This window comes from Streptomyces venezuelae, from assembly GCF_008642315.1.
GTDB lineage: Bacteria > Actinomycetota > Actinomycetes > Streptomycetales > Streptomycetaceae > Streptomyces > Streptomyces venezuelae_D.
In genome coordinates this window covers 4,427,082-4,441,763 of sequence record NZ_CP029192.1, presented here as the reverse complement: position 1 = coordinate 4,441,763, position 14,682 = coordinate 4,427,082, and the positions used below count along the sequence as shown (strand labels likewise).

Here is a 14,682-nt window from a genome sequence, read left to right as displayed (position 1 = left end):
AACTCCTCCTCGGGCAGCTCTTCGTCGAGCTGGCGAGCTGGGCAGGGACGGTGGGCAGGAACGCTCTGACAGGGCTAGAGTAACCGAACGATCGGTCGGGACAAGAGGGTCCGTCAAAGCTGTGGACAACTTCTTGACGGCCACCCCCGGACCCTGCGGCCGACGGGCCGTGCGGGAGGATCGCGAACATGACAGCACTCGAGCTCAGCAGCGCCGTTGCCGTGGTCGGTACCGGAACCATGGGGCAGGGCATCGCCCAGGTCGCCCTGGTCGCCGGCCACCCCGTGCGGCTGTACGACGCCGCGCCGGGCCGCGCGAAAGCGGCGGCCGACGCGATCGGTGCGCGCCTGGACCGGCTCGTCGAGAAGGGCAGGCTGACCGCCGAGGATCGTGCCGCGGCCGCCGCCCGGCTCACCCCCGCCGAGAGCCTCGCGGAGCTCGCCGACTGCGGTCTCGTCGTCGAGGCGATCCTCGAACAACTCGACGTGAAACAGCGGCTGTTCCTGGACCTCGAGGAGGTCGTCGCCGAGGACTGTCTGCTCGCCACCAACACGTCGTCCCTCTCGGTGACCGCCATCGCGGGCGCCCTGCGCGCCCCGGGCCGCTTCGTCGGACTGCACTTCTTCAACCCGGCGCCCCTGCTGCCTCTCGTCGAGGTCGTCAGCGGATTCGCGACGGAGGAGACGGCGGCCACGCGCGCGTACGAGACGGCCAAAACCTGGGGGAAGACCCCGGTGCGCTGTGCGGACACCCCCGGCTTCATCGTCAACCGCATCGCACGGCCCTTCTACGCCGAGGCGCTGCGCCTGTACGAGGAGCGGGTCGCCGACCCCGCCACGATCGACGCCGTCCTGCGCGAGTGCGGAGGATTCAAGATGGGCCCCTTCGAGCTCACCGACCTCATCGGCCAGGACGTCAACGAAGCCGTCACGCGCTCCGTGTGGGAGTCCTTCTTCCAGGACCCCAAGTTCACGCCGTCGCTGGCGCAGCGCCGCCTCGTGGAGTCGCGCCGCCTCGGCCGGAAGTCGGGGCAGGGCTGGTACGCGTACGGGGACGACGTCTCGCGCGCGGAGCCGCACACCGCGCCGCCCGCGAAGGCGCCACAGTCCGTCACCGTGCACGGTGACCTCTTCCCGGCGGACGCGCTCACCGCCCTCATGGGAGAGGCGGGCATCCGGGTCGGACGCGGCAAGGGGGTACCCGAGTACCCCGGCTTCATCGAGCTCCCCAGTGGGGCCCGGCTCGCCCTGGCCGACGGCACGGCCGCCGACACCGGCACCGAGCCCGCCATCCACTTCGACCTGGCGCTGGACTACCGGGCCGCCACCAGGATCGCCCTCTCCCCTTCGAGCAGGGTCGGCGAGCAGTCCCTGAAGGAGGCGATCGGCCTCTTCCAGGCGCTCGGCAAGAAGGTCAGCGTCATCGGGCACGCCCCCGGCATGATCGTCGCCCGCACGGTGTGGATGCTCGTCGACTTCGCCCTCGACGCCGTCGGGCGCGAGGTCGCGGACGCCGAGGACATCGACACCGCCATGCGGCTCGGCGTCAACTACCCGCTCGGGCCCGTCGCATGGGGCCGCAACCTCACCACGTACCGGGTCGCAGAGGCCCTCGACGCCCTGCACGACGAGTACCCCACCGGGCGTTACGCGCCCTCCCAGGCACTGCGGCGCCAAGCCGTGCGAGAGGAGTACTCATGACCACCGCCCGGCGCGACACGTACACCCCGGAGACGCTTCTGAGCGTGGCCGTCCGGGTCTTCAACGAGCGCGGCTACGACGGCACGTCCATGGAGCACCTCTCCAAGGCGGCCGGTATCTCCAAGTCCTCCATCTACCACCACGTGGCCGGCAAGGAGGAACTGCTGCGCCGTGCCGTGAGCCGGGCGCTCGACGGGCTCTTCGGGATCCTCGCCGAGGAGCACGCGCGCGTGGGCAGTGCGGTGCAGCGGCTGGAGTACGTGACGCGCCGCACCGTCGAGGTGCTGGTGGCCGAACTGCCCTATGTGACGCTGCTGCTGCGGGTGCGCGGCAACACGGACACCGAGCGCTGGGCCATGGAGCGGCGCAGGGAGTTCGACCAGCAGGTGGCGGCGCTGCTCAAGGAGGCCGTCGCCGACGGTGACCTGCGCTCCGACGTCGAACTGCGGCTCGCCACCCGGCTGCTCTTCGGCATGATCAACTCGATCGTGGAGTGGTACCGGCCGGAGAGCCGGGGCGCCGCCAACGGCGAGCAGATCGCCGACGCGGTCGTGCAGCTGGCCTTCTCGGGTCTGCGCACGGACCGCTGAGCTCCGTCCCCGGCTGCGTGCCGGGGACGTGGAGCCCGGTGGAGATCAGCTCTCCGGCTCCATGTCGTCCTCCTCGAAGACCAGCAACGTACGCGTGCTGAGCACTTCGGGGATGGACTGCAGTCGGGTGAGCACCAGCTCGCGCAGGGCCCGGTTGTCGGGCGTGTGCACCAGGAGCAGTACGTCGAAGTCGCCGCTGACGAGGGCGATGTGGGACGCGCCGGGAAGAGTGCGCAGATGCTCGCGCACGGTGCGCCAGGTGTTCTGGACGATCTTGAGCGTGATGTACGCGGACGCGCCCTGCCCGGCGCGTTCGTGGTTGATGCGCGCCCCGAAACCCCGGATGACCCCGTCGTCGATGAGGCGGTTGATGCGCGCGTACGCGTTGGCCCGTGACACATGGACCCGCTCGGCCACGGAGCGTATCGACGCGCGACCGTCCGTGTGCAGGATCTGGAGGATGTCGCGGTCTATCGCGTCCAGGGGGCGCGGATCCGGTATCTGCGGCTCCGGGCGGTCGCCGTCCTGCCCGTCGGCCATTCGTTCAGATGCCATGTCCCCCCGCCTCCCTACCATGGACGTACTGCATCCATCCCAGGCTGTGCAGAACCGTTTGTCCACAGCCTGGAGGTGCCTGTAGCCAAAATGTGCCGACGACCGAACAATCGGTAGGTGAGGCGCATCACCTCGCGCGCCTCTTTTGCCGCTCCCTCGAGGAGACCGCTTCCCCCAGGAGGTGCCGTCATGACGGTCATGGAGCAGCGGGGCGCCTACCGGCCCACCCCGCCCCCCGCTTGGCAGCCCAGGACCGACCCCGCGCCGCTGCTGCCGGACGCGGAGCCGTACCGCGTTCTGGGCACCGGCGCCGCCGACAAGGTCGACCCGGAGCTGCTGCGCAGGCTCTACGCGGAGCTCGTGCGCGGCCGTCGGTACAACACGCAGGCGACGGCGCTGACCAAGCAGGGCAGGCTCGCGGTCTATCCCTCCAGCACCGGGCAGGAGGCGTGCGAGATCGCCGCCGCCCTCGCCCTGGAGGAGCGGGACTGGCTCTTCCCCAGTTATCGGGACACGCTCGCCGTGGTCGCCCGCGGCCTCGCCCCCGCGAGCGCGCTGACGCTGCTGCGCGGCGACTGGCACACCGGGTACGACCCGCGAGAGCACCACATAGCGCCTCTGAGCACCCCTCTTGCGACCCAGCTCCCGCACGCCGTGGGCCTCGCGCACGCGGCCCGGCTCAAGGGCGACGGGGTCGTCGCGCTCGCCATGGTCGGTGACGGCGGCACCAGTGAGGGCGACTTCCACGAGGCGTTGAACTTCGCCGCGGTGTGGCAGGCCCCCGTCGTCTTCCTCGTGCAGAACAACGGCTTCGCGATCTCCGTGCCGCTCGCCAAGCAGACCGCGGCCCCGTCCCTGGCCCACAAGGCCGTGGGGTACGGCATGCCGGGTCGCCTGGTCGACGGCAACGACGCGGCGGCGATGCACGAGGTGCTGAGCGAAGCGGTCGCCCGCGCGCGTGAGGGCGGCGGCCCGACGCTCGTCGAGGCGGTCACGTACCGCATGGAGGCGCACACCAACGCCGACGACGCCACGCGCTACCGACAGGACACCGATGTCGACGCCTGGCGCGACCACGACCCGATCCTGCTCATGGAGCGGGAGCTGACGGAGCGCGGACTTCTGGACGACGACCTGAAGCGGCAGGCGGCCGACGACGCCGAGGCCATGGCCGCCGACCTGCGCGAGCACATGAACCAGGAGCCCGTGCTCGACCCCATGGACCTCTTCACGCACGTGTACGCCGAGCAGACCTCCCAACTCAGGGAGCAGGCGGCACAGTTGCGGGCCGAGCTCGAAGTGGCCTCGGAAGAGGAAGTGGCCTCGGGAGAGGCTGAGGAGGAAACCCGATGAGCACGGTCGCGGCCAAGCCGGTCACCAAATCGGCGACCAAGCCGGCCACCATGGCGCAGGCGCTCGGGCGCGCGCTGCGGGACTCGATGGCCGAGGACCCGTCCGTCCACGTCCTCGGAGAGGACGTCGGAGCGCTCGGCGGTGTCTTCAGGGTCACCGACGGGCTCGCCGCGGAGTTCGGCGAGGACCGCTGCACCGACACGCCCCTCGCCGAGGCCGGCATCCTCGGCACGGCGGTCGGCATGGCGATGTACGGGCTGCGGCCCGTCGTCGAGATGCAGTTCGACGCCTTCGCATACCCCGCCTTCGAGCAGTTGATCTCGCACGTGGCGCGGATGCGGAACCGTACGCGGGGCGCGATGCCGCTGCCCATCACCGTGCGCGTGCCCTACGGCGGCGGCATCGGCGGCGTCGAGCACCACAGCGACTCCTCCGAGGCGTACTACATCGCGACGCCCGGCCTCCATGTCGTCACGCCCGCCACGGTGTCCGACGCCTACGGCCTGTTGCGCGCCTCCATCGCATCCGACGACCCCGTGGTCTTCCTGGAGCCGAAGCGGCTGTACTGGTCGAAGGCCGACTGGAACCCGGACGCCCCGCAGACCGTTGAACCGATAGGCCGCGCGGTGGTGCGGCGCCCCGGACGCAGCGCCACGCTCATCACGTACGGACCGTCCGTGCCCGTCTGCCTGGAGGCGGCCGAGGCGGCCCGCGCCGAGGGCTGGGACCTCGAAGTGGTCGACCTGCGCTCCCTGGTGCCGTTCGACGACGAGACGGTCGCCGCGTCCGTGTGGCGGACCGGGCGGGCCGTCGTCGTCCACGAGTCCGGCGGCTTCGGTGGCCCCGGCGGCGAGATCGCCGCGCGCGTCACCGAGCGGTGCTTCCACCACCTGGAGGCGCCGGTGCTGCGGGTGGCGGGATTCGACATCCCGTATCCGCCGCCGATGCTGGAGAAGCACCATCTCCCGGGCGTCGACCGGATCCTGGACGCGGTCGCGCGGCTGCAGTGGGAGGCGGACAGCTGATGGCCCAGGTCCTTGAATTCAAGCTGCCCGACCTCGGGGAAGGGCTGACCGAGGCGGAAGTCGTCCGGTGGCTCGTCGAGGTCGGTGACGTCGTGACCGTGGACCAGCCGGTCGTCGAGGTCGAGACGGCCAAGGCGATGGTCGAGGTGCCGTGCCCCTACGGAGGCGTGGTCACGGCCCGCTTCGGCGAGGAGGGCACGGAACTGCCGGTGGGGGCACCGCTGTTGACGGTGGCGGTAGGAGCGGACTCCGGCGGGGCGGTTTCGGGCGGGGCGCCTGAGGAGCCTGCCGAGCGGGCGTTGCAGACAGCCGCGGAGCACGCCGCCTCGGAGGAGTCCTCCGGCAACGTGCTGGTCGGGTACGGGACGGCTGCGGCGCCCGCGCGGCGCCGCAGGGTGCGGTCCGTGCGGGTCTCCGCCCCGCTGGCTCCCACGCCCGCCGCCCCGGCTCCGGTCGCGCCCGCGCCCGCCCCCGCTTCCGTTTCCGCTGCCGACGGGCCGGTTCCGGTGATCTCGCCCCTCGTACGGAAGCTCGCGCGGGAGAACGACGTCGACCTGCGGAGTCTGGTGGGGTCCGGGCCGGACGGGTTGATCCTGCGGGCCGATGTCGAGGCTGCCGTCGAGGCGCGCCGGGCGGTGGCGCAGGCCCGGACGTCCGACGAGGCACGCAAGCGGACGATCGAGGCAGCCGTTCGGCAGGACGACGAGCTGATCCGTGCGGGGCGTCACGAAGCACGGCAGAGCGTGGAGGCCGGGGAGGAGCCGGGCAAGGCAGGCCTCTACTCCCGGCACCCGCTGACCGGACTCCGTGGTCTCGTCGCCGACAAGATGTCCCGCAGTCGCCGTGAGATACCGGAGGCGACCTGCTGGGTCGACGCGGACGCGACCGAACTGCTGGCGGCCCGCAAGGCCATGAACGACGCGATGTCGGACCGTGACGGCCAGAAGGTGTCGCTGCTCGCGCTCCTCGCGCGGATCAGCGTGGCCGCGCTGACCCGCTTCCCGGCGCTCAACTCCGCCGTGGACATGGAGGCACGTGAGGTGCGGCAGTTCGCCGACATCCACCTCGGCTTCGCCGCGCAGACCCCGCGGGGCCTGGTCGTCCCCGTGGTGCGGCACTCGCAGTCGCGGACGACCGGCTCGATCAACGCGGAGCTCATACGGCTGACGGAGTCCGCGCGCGCGGGAACCCTCACGCCGGGGGAGCTCACCGGAGGCACCTTCACCCTCAACAACTACGGCGTGTTCGGCGTCGACGGCTCCACGCCGATCATCAACCACCCCGAGGCGGCCATGCTCGGCGTGGGCCGGATCGTGCCCAAGCCGTGGGTGCACCAGGGCGAGTTGGCCGTGCGGCACGTCGTGCAGTTGTCGCTCACCTTCGACCACCGGGTGTGCGACGGCGGTACGGCGGGTGGCTTCCTGCGGTACGTGGCGGACTGTGTCGAGCAGCCGGCGGTGTTGCTGCGGTCGGTGTGAGGAGGAGGCGTGCGGAGGGGAGGCATGAGGAGGGGAGGCGGGCGAAGTGGACGCGTGCGGGGCGGGCGGGGGCGCGTGACGTAAGTCCCGTGCCCGTAGGGCCCTTCGCGGGGGTGTCAATGATCCTTCGTATGCCCATACTCGGGGTGTGACCACGAAAGAGGGCGGCCCGTACGACGCCGTCGTGCTCGCCGGAGGCGGCGCCGCCCGTCTCGGCGGCGCGGACAAGCCGGGGGTGCGGGTCGGCGGCCGTGCGCTGATCGACCGGGTGCTCGCCGCCTGCTCCGGTGCCGGTACGACCGTCGTGGTGGCCGCGCCCCGGCCGACCGCGCGCCCCGTCGTCTGGGCACGCGAGGAGCCCGCGGGCGGCGGCCCGCTGGCCGCGCTCGACGCGGGGCTCGCACGCACCTCGGCGGAGCGGGTGGTCGTGCTCTCCGCCGACCTGCCGTTCCTGGGCGAACAGACCGTACGTCGTCTCCTCGCCGAGCTGGCCGTGAGCGGGGCCGACGGGGCGGTCCTCACCGACCCCGACGGCCGCGATCAGCCACTCGTCGCGGCCTATCGGCGAGACGCACTCCTGCGGGAGATCGCCGTGCTCGGCGCACGGGACGGTCACGGGCACAGCCACGACCCCGACCCCGACCACGGCCCCGGGGGTGGCGGGCTCACCGGGCTGCCGTTGCGGCGACTCACCGCGCGGCTCGCCCTCACCCGGGTCGCCGACCCCCTCGCCGCTTTCGACTGCGACACCTGGGACGACATCGCCTCCGCTCGGGCACGGATCAGGGAGCATGGCAACGTGTTGGATGAATGGATTTCCGCAGTCAAGGACGAGCTGGGCATCGAGCTCGACGTCGACACCGGCGCCCTCCTGGACCTCGCTCGCGACGCCGCGCACGGCGTGGCTAGGCCCGCGGCACCGCTGACCACGTTCCTCGTCGGGTACGCGGCGGCGCAGGCCGCGGCGCGCGGCGGAGCGGTGGGTGGCGTCGAGGTGGTGGCCGAGGCGACGCGCAAGGCCGCGGCTCTCGCGGCCCGCTGGGCGGACGAGGACCAGCAGGAGGCGAAGCCCGGCCCGGGCCAGTCCGATTCCGCCCAGTCCGACTCCGCCCAGTCCGACTCCGCGAAGCCCGGCTCCGCGCCCGGTACGTCTCCGGACGCCGGATGACCGGGCAGCCCGCGTCGGACGCCGAGCTCGACGAGGCGCTCGCCCTGGTGAACGGGCACCGCGACACCCACGGGACCCACGCGGCCCACGAGGACCACGCGGCCCACGACAACCCCGCCCACCGGCCGACGTCGGCTTCGGCACCGTCGCCAACCCTGCCCCCCTCCCCATCCCCCTCCTCCCCATCCCCCTCCTCACCAGCCTCGGCCTCCGCCCCGGCGGCCACCACCCCCGCCGCCCGCTCCGGCAGCCCCGAAGCCCCGGCACCGGACAAGCACCGCGACATCACCCCCTGGCCCGCCGCCCGCGCCCGAGCCGAGCGGGCCGCCACCGGGCCCGGCACCGAGCCCGTGGACGTACCGCTCCACCGCGCCCTCGGCATGATCCTCGCCGCGCCGCTCACCGCCCTCACGGATCTGCCGTCCTTCGACACCTCGGCGATGGACGGCTGGGTCGTCGGCGGCCCCGGCCCCTGGGTCGTACGGGCCGACGGAATCCTCGCGGGACATGCCCGGCCGGACGCCCTCTCCGACGGCGAGGCGGTCCGGATCGCGACGGGTGCCCGCATTCCGCAGGACGCCACCGCGGTGCTGCGCAGCGAGCACGGCAGGACCGACGACAAGGGCAGGCTGCACGCCCTGCGCGACGTGGTCACCGGCCAGGACATCCGGCCGCGCGGCCAGGAGTGCCGTTCCGGTGACCATCTCCTGCCCGCCGGCGCCCTGGTGACTCCCGCCGTGCTCGGTCTCGCCGCGGCCGCCGGGTACGACGCGCTGCCGGTGTACCGCAGGCCCCGAGCCGAAGTCCTCGTCCTGGGCGACGAGTTGCTAACGGACGGCCTGCCCCGCGAAGGACTCATCCGGGACGCGCTCGGCCCGATGCTGCCGCCCTGGCTGCACGCGCTGGGCGCCGAAGTGACCGCTGTCCGGCGGCTCGGTGACGATGCCGAAGCCCTCCACGACGCGATCACCTCGTCCACCGCCGACCTGATCGTCACGACCGGCGGCACCGCGTCGGGGCCGGTCGACCACGTGCACCCCATCCTGCGCCGGATCGGCGCCGAACTGCTCGTGGACGGTGTCGCGGTGCGCCCCGGGCACCCCATGCTGCTGGCCCGCGTCGCGGCCGGGCGGCACCTCGTCGGGCTGCCCGGCAACCCGCTCGCCGCCGTGTCCGGCCTGCTCACGCTGGCCGAACCCCTGCTGCGTACGCTCTCCGGCCGCGCGGCGGGCTGCGGCGGGCCCGTCACGTACACCGCTCCCCTGCGTGACGGTGTCCAGGGGCACCCGCACGACACCCGCCTCGTCCCCGTCGCCCTGCGCGCCGAGCGTGCCGTGCCGCTGCACTTCAACGGCCCGGCGATGCTGCGCGGGATCGCGGCGGCCGACGGACTCGCCGTCGTACCGCCCGGCGGGGCGCGGAAGGGCCGGGAGGTGGAGGTCCTCGACCTGCCGTGGGCCGTTCCCGAGGTGGGCACCGGAACGGGCGCGGGCGCGGCTTTGTACGGTGGTCCGATGGACGGGGGCCATGCCGAGGACAGCGCAGGGTCCGGAGACGGAGCGCAAGCCGACACCGCAGCGGGAGTCGGCACCGGATCCGGGGCCGGGCCCGAGGCGGGGGCTGGGCCCGGGGATGGGGCAGTCGTAGACGGCGAGGAGCGTTTCACGTGAAACTTCCCGGGCATGACGCCATGGCGCGTCACCCCGAAGAGCAGCACACGACACACCGCATCAAACTGCCCCAGCGCACGGTCGAGCGTCCGTTGCGCCAGGTCACCCGCCGTCTCGCGATGGCGCTGTTCGTGCTGGCCCTGACGACGGTCCTCGTCTACATCGACCGCGACGGCTACCACGACAACTCGGACAACCGCCTCGACTTCCTCGACTCCGCGTACTACGCGACGGTGACGCTCTCGACCACGGGATACGGCGACATCGTCCCGTACAGCGACAGCGCGCGGCTCACCAACATCCTTCTGGTCACGCCGTTGCGCGTGCTCTTCCTGATCATCCTGGTCGGCACCACTCTCGAAGTGCTCACGGAACGGACGCGCGAGGAATGGCGTCTGTCCCGCTGGAGGTCCAACTTGCGTGAACACACTGTTGTCGTCGGCTTCGGTACGAAGGGTCGTTCCGCGATCCAGACGGTCTGCGCGACCGGCTTGAAGCCGGAGCAGATCGTGGTCGTCGACCCCAGCGCGAAGGTGATCGACGCGGCCACGGCGGAGGGGTTCGCGGGCGTCGTCGGCGACGCGACGCGCAGCGATGTGCTGCTCCGCGCCGAGGTGCAGCGCGCCCGCCAGATCATCATTGCGACGCAGCGCGACGACACGGCGGTGCTGGTCGCGCTCACCGCCCGTCAGCTGAACCGCGGGGCGAAGATCGTGGCGGCGGTACGGGAAGAGGAGAACGCTCCGCTGCTCCGCCAGTCCGGCGCGGACGCCGTGATCACCAGCGCCAGTGCGGCCGGGCGGCTGCTCGGTCTCTCCGTGCTGAGCCCGAGCGCGGGCATGGTCATGGAGGACCTGATCCAGCAGGGCAGCGGCCTCGACCTCGTCGAACGCCCGGTCATAAAGGCCGAGGTGGGGCTGAACGTGCGGGAGACGGACGACCTGGTGGTGAGTGTCGTACGAGGACATCGCGTGCTCGGATACGACGATCCGGCCGTCGGGAAGCTGGAGCTGACGGACCGCCTGATCACGATCGTCCGGGCGTCACCCGGCACGGCGGTCGCCCCGGACATCAAGCCGCTGCGCCCGAACTGAGCCGGGGAGACGGGGCGGCCCCCGGCTCGCCCGGCCCGTCGCCGCGTACGCGAGTAGCCTCGCCAGCATGTATGCGATCACGATCCCCGAACCCGGTGGCCCCGAAGCGCTCGTCTGGGCCGAGGTCCCCGATCCCGTGCCCGGCGAGGGCGAGGTGCTCGTCGAGGTCGCGGCGAGCGCCGTCAACCGCGCCGATCTGCTGCAGCGGCAGGGCTTCTACAACCCGCCGCCCGGCGCCTCCCCGTACCCCGGTCTGGAGTGCTCAGGACGCATCACCGCGCTCGGCTCCGGCGTCTCCGGCTGGGCGGTCGGCGACGAGGTGTGCGCGCTGCTCTCCGGCGGCGGTTACGCGGAGCAGGTCGTCGTCCCGGCGGGCCAGCTGCTGCCCGTGCCCGACGGCGTCGACCTCGTCACGGCGGCCGCGCTGCCCGAGGTCACCTCGACGGTGTGGTCCAACGTCTTCATGATCGCCCACCTCAGGCCCGGCGAGACGCTGCTCGCGCACGGCGGTTCGAGCGGCATCGGCACCATGGCCATCCAGCTCGCCAAGGCCGTCGGCGCGAAGGTCGCCGTCACGGCGGGCAGCAAGGAGAAGCTGGCGTTCTGCGGCGAGCTGGGGGCCGACGTCCTCATCAACTACCGCGAGCAGGACTTCGTCGAGGAGGTCGAGCGCGCCACGGACGGGGCCGGCGCGGACGTCATCCTCGACAACATGGGTGCGAAGTACCTCGACCGCAACGTGCGCGCCCTCGCCGTCAACGGCCGCCTCGCGATCATCGGCATGCAGGGCGGGGCCAAGGGCGAGCTGAACATCGGCGCGCTGCTCACCAAGCGCGCCGCCGTCACCGCCACCTCGCTCCGCGGCCGCCCGGCCGCCGAGAAGGCGTCGATCGTCGCGGCCGTGCGGGAGCACGTCTGGCCGCTGATCGGCGGGGGCCACGTGCGGCCCATCGTGGACCGGACCGTGCCGATGCGGGACGCGGCGGCGGCGCACCGGGTCCTGGAGGAGAGCAGCCACATCGGCAAGGTGCTGCTCACGCGGTAGCGGATCACGGGCAGCGGGTGGGGCACCGCCCCGCCCGCTCAACCCGCCCGCTCACCCCACCCGCTTGCCCGGCCCGCTCACCCCGCCCGAGATGCCGGAATTGCCCCCTCATGTGACGCTGATCCCGTGAAGGCTTCCTGGGCGAGCCGCCGCGCGGCCCCCGCGATCACCCTGGTCGGCGCAGCGCTCCTCGTGGCCCTGCCGGTATACGCCCCCGCCGCGCACGCCGCCGAATCCGCCCCCGGAAACACCGTCACCACCGTCGAGGAGACGGCACGCGCCGGAAGCCCCGCCGGAGAGGGCCGCGAGCGTCCCGGAGGGGCCCAGCCGCCCATCCTGGACCCGACGCCCGTGCCCCACACCCCGCCCCCGGTCGCCCCGCCCCCGCGGCAGCCCAGGCCGACCCCCGCCGCACACCGGGACACCGCGTCCGACCCCACCGAACGTGCCCCGATCGGCCCCGTCCTGCCCAACCTCCGTGTCCTGCCCCTCGGTGGCGGGCTCGTCCTGATCGGGCTCGGACTCGGCTTCCTGGGGCTCCGCCTGCGCCGCGGCTGAAGGACGGGCTCGCAGGGTGGATCACCCGCGTATGGGGGCACCACCGATGTGTGACGTACGGGTGCGAGAGAATGGCGGCATGGAGATGCCGAGGAACGAACGGTCGCCGGAGAGCCCCCAGGTCCTGGTCGTGGGCCAGGACGGAATGGCACTCGGTGGTGGCGGAGACGACGAATCCCGCGAGGTCCCGGTGACGGAGATGGTCGAACAGCCGGCCAAGGTGATGCGCATCGGCAGCATGATCAAGCAGCTGCTCGAAGAAGTGCGGGCGGCTCCTCTCGACGAGGCGAGCCGGGTCCGTCTCAAGGAGATCCACGCCAGCTCGGTCAAGGAGCTGGAGGACGGCCTCGCTCCCGAGCTGGTCGAGGAGCTGGAGCGGCTCTCCCTGCCCTTCACCGAGGAGGCGACGCCCAGCGACGCGGAGCTGCGGATCGCGCAGGCCCAGCTGGTCGGCTGGCTGGAGGGCCTCTTCCACGGGATCCAGACGACGCTGTTCGCGCAGCAGATGGCGGCGCGGGCCCAGCTGGAGTCCATGCGGCGGGCGCTGCCGCCGGGCGTGGGCGGCGGCGAGGAGGAGGACGAGGGCGGCGGCATCGCGGGCCGCACGGGTGGCCCTTACCTGTAGCCCCTGACTGGGAACAGACCGGGAACAGAGCAGAGGGGCTCGGTACGCACACTGCGTACCGAGCCCCTCTGTCGTTCCGTCGTTCCAGGAGCGAGCCGGAGAACTAGGCCGGGTTGCCCGAGGACACGTCGAACTGGATCTCCAGGTTCTTCGGGTCGACCTCCGTGCCTTCCTTCGGGGTCTGCCGCATCACCGTGTCCTCGCCGTACGCGTTCTCATTGACCTTGCGCTTGTCGAAGCCCCAGCCCGCCGACTGCAGGCAGGAAAGGACCGACTTCCAGTCCTTGAACGTGAAGTCCGGGACCTTGATCTTTTCCTCGTCGTTGTAGCCGACCTCGGGCTCCGTGCACTTCTCGGTCTCGATCACCTGGGTCCGGTCGGGACCCTTGTGACCGGCGACCGGCTGCTTCGACTTGTCGTCGGTGGCTTCCTTGCCCTCGTCGCCGCCGTTGAGCGTCAGAGCGGTGATCAGGCCGCCGATGGCGAGGAGCGCGACGACGATCGAGCCGACGACCACCGGCATGTTCCGCTTGGCGCCCTTGCCGCCGCCCGAGCCCCCGGAGCCGCCCGAACCGGACGGCGAGGTCGCCGTGGCGGGCTGCGGCGAGAGGTTGTACGGCGGCGGGGTGTGCGCACCCTGTTGCTGCGGCGCGTACGCGTTGACGGGGGGCGGGGTCTGGTAGCCGCTCTGCTGCGGGTAGCCGTAGCCCGGGGTGGGTGCGGGGGTCGGGGGGCCGTAGGAACCCGGCTGGTACGGCGTCTGGACGGCGCCGCTCTGCGGCATCGACGTGTCGACGGGCGGGAAGACCGCCGAGCCGACGCCCGCACCGCTCGCGGTGGGCGCGCCCGGCACGATGCTGGGGGCCGCCGCCTGGAAGGACTGGGCGACGCGCAGGCACTCGTCGCGCATGGCCTCGGCGGTCGGGAAGCGCTCGTTCGGGTTCTTCTTCAGCGCGCGGGCGACGATCGCGTCCACGGCCGGCGGCAGGGAACGGTTGATCGAGGAGGGAGCGACGGGCTCCTCCTGGACGTGCGCGTACGCGATGGCGAGCGGCGAGTCCGCCTCGAAGGGCAGCCGTCCCGTGACCAGCTGGAACAGCATGATGCCGACCGAGTAGAGGTCGGAGCGCGCGTCGACGCCGCGGCCAAGGGCCTGCTCCGGCGAGAGGTACTGCGGGGTGCCGACGACCATGCCGGTCTGCGTCATGGAGGTGACGCCGGACTGCATGGCGCGGGCGATGCCGAAGTCCATGACCTTGACGACGTTGCGCTTGGTCATCATCACGTTGCCGGGCTTGATGTCGCGGTGGACCAGGCCCATCTCGTGGCTGATCTCCAGGGCCGCCAGGACGTCCGCGGTGATCTTCAGTGCCTGGTCGGTCGGCATCGCGCCCTGCTGGGCGACGGACGCGTCGAGCACGGAGCCGAGCGGCTTGCCCTCGACGTACTCCATGACGATGTACGGCATCGTCGTGCCGTCCAGATCGTCCTCACCCGTGTCGAAGACCGACACGATGTTCGTGTGCGTGAGCTTCGCCACCGACTGGGCCTCGCGGCGGAAGCGCTCGCGGAAGGACTGTTCGCGACCGAGTTCGGTGTGAAGTGTCTTGATTGCGACTTGGCGGTCGAGGACGGTGTCGTACGCGAGATGCACCGACGCCATGCCGCCCTCGCCGAGCAGATCGCGCAGTTGGTAGCGGCCACCGGCCAGCGAACGCCCCGCGTACCGCCCCTGTGCGCCGTCCTGGCTGCTCATCTAGTGCGTCCCCCATCGGCGCGGCTGCCGGACGGCTCCGCGGCTGCTGATCGATTACCGCTATT

General features: G+C 72.1%; 13 protein-coding genes. 11 read left to right on the top strand and 2 right to left on the bottom strand.

What is annotated here, in order from left to right; translation table 11 throughout:
- Positions 1-188 precede the first annotated feature (188 nt).
- Entirely contained in the window at positions 189-1,700 is a 1,512-nt protein-coding gene (locus tag DEJ48_RS19215) for a 3-hydroxyacyl-CoA dehydrogenase (RefSeq protein WP_150217382.1), read from the top strand.
- Entirely contained in the window at positions 1,697-2,290 is a 594-nt protein-coding gene (locus tag DEJ48_RS19210; protein ID WP_150217381.1) for a TetR/AcrR family transcriptional regulator, read from the top strand. Before DEJ48_RS19215 ends, DEJ48_RS19210 begins: the two co-directional genes overlap by 4 nt.
- 45 nt (positions 2,291-2,335) lie before the next feature.
- On the opposite strand, the gene DEJ48_RS19205 is transcribed toward DEJ48_RS19210, so the two are convergent.
- Positions 2,336-2,845, bottom strand: coding sequence for an Lrp/AsnC family transcriptional regulator (locus DEJ48_RS19205; RefSeq protein ID WP_411757466.1), 510 nt, complete (start codon positions 2,843-2,845; stop codon positions 2,336-2,338).
- 189 nt (positions 2,846-3,034) lie between these two features.
- Between DEJ48_RS19205 and pdhA the strand changes: the two genes are divergently transcribed.
- From pdhA to DEJ48_RS19160, 9 genes are all read left to right on the top strand, one after another.
- Positions 3,035-4,198 carry a pyruvate dehydrogenase (acetyl-transferring) E1 component subunit alpha gene (gene pdhA / locus DEJ48_RS19200; protein WP_150217380.1) on the top strand — a complete coding sequence of 388 codons (1,164 nt, stop codon included), beginning with the start codon at positions 3,035-3,037 and terminating at the stop codon, positions 4,196-4,198.
- On the top strand, positions 4,195-5,223 hold the full coding sequence (locus DEJ48_RS19195; protein WP_150217379.1) for an alpha-ketoacid dehydrogenase subunit beta: 1,029 nt from the start codon (positions 4,195-4,197) through the stop codon (positions 5,221-5,223). The genes pdhA and DEJ48_RS19195 overlap by 4 nt, the downstream gene beginning before the upstream one ends.
- Positions 5,223-6,701, top strand: a complete 1,479-nt coding sequence (locus DEJ48_RS19190; protein ID WP_150217378.1) for a dihydrolipoamide acetyltransferase family protein — start codon at positions 5,223-5,225, stop codon at positions 6,699-6,701. The genes DEJ48_RS19195 and DEJ48_RS19190 overlap by 1 nt, the downstream gene beginning before the upstream one ends.
- Positions 6,702-6,849: 148 nt before the next feature.
- Positions 6,850-7,869, top strand: a complete 1,020-nt coding sequence (locus DEJ48_RS19185) for an NTP transferase domain-containing protein (RefSeq protein WP_150217377.1) — start codon at positions 6,850-6,852, stop codon at positions 7,867-7,869.
- Entirely contained in the window at positions 7,866-9,539 is a 1,674-nt protein-coding gene (locus tag DEJ48_RS19180; protein ID WP_150217376.1) for a molybdopterin molybdotransferase MoeA, read from the top strand. The genes DEJ48_RS19185 and DEJ48_RS19180 overlap by 4 nt, the downstream gene beginning before the upstream one ends.
- Positions 9,536-10,633 (top strand): potassium channel family protein, encoded by a 1,098-nt coding sequence (locus tag DEJ48_RS19175; protein ID WP_150217375.1) that lies wholly within the window; start codon positions 9,536-9,538, stop codon positions 10,631-10,633. The genes DEJ48_RS19180 and DEJ48_RS19175 overlap by 4 nt, the downstream gene beginning before the upstream one ends.
- Before the next feature lie 67 nt (positions 10,634-10,700).
- Entirely contained in the window at positions 10,701-11,678 is a 978-nt protein-coding gene (locus tag DEJ48_RS19170; protein WP_150217374.1) for an NAD(P)H-quinone oxidoreductase, read from the top strand.
- Between the two features lie 126 nt (positions 11,679-11,804).
- Entirely contained in the window at positions 11,805-12,236 is a 432-nt protein-coding gene (locus DEJ48_RS19165) for a hypothetical protein (protein WP_150217373.1), read from the top strand.
- 79 nt (positions 12,237-12,315) lie between these two features.
- A complete protein-coding gene (locus DEJ48_RS19160; RefSeq protein ID WP_150217372.1) occupies positions 12,316-12,861 on the top strand; it encodes a bacterial proteasome activator family protein in 546 nt (181 codons plus the stop codon).
- A gap of 103 nt (positions 12,862-12,964) precedes the next feature.
- Here the strand turns inward: DEJ48_RS19160 and DEJ48_RS19155 are convergent, their stop codons facing one another.
- Positions 12,965-14,617, bottom strand: coding sequence for a protein kinase domain-containing protein (locus DEJ48_RS19155; RefSeq protein ID WP_150217371.1), 1,653 nt, complete (start codon positions 14,615-14,617; stop codon positions 12,965-12,967).
- Between the last annotated feature and the right edge of the window lie 65 nt (positions 14,618-14,682).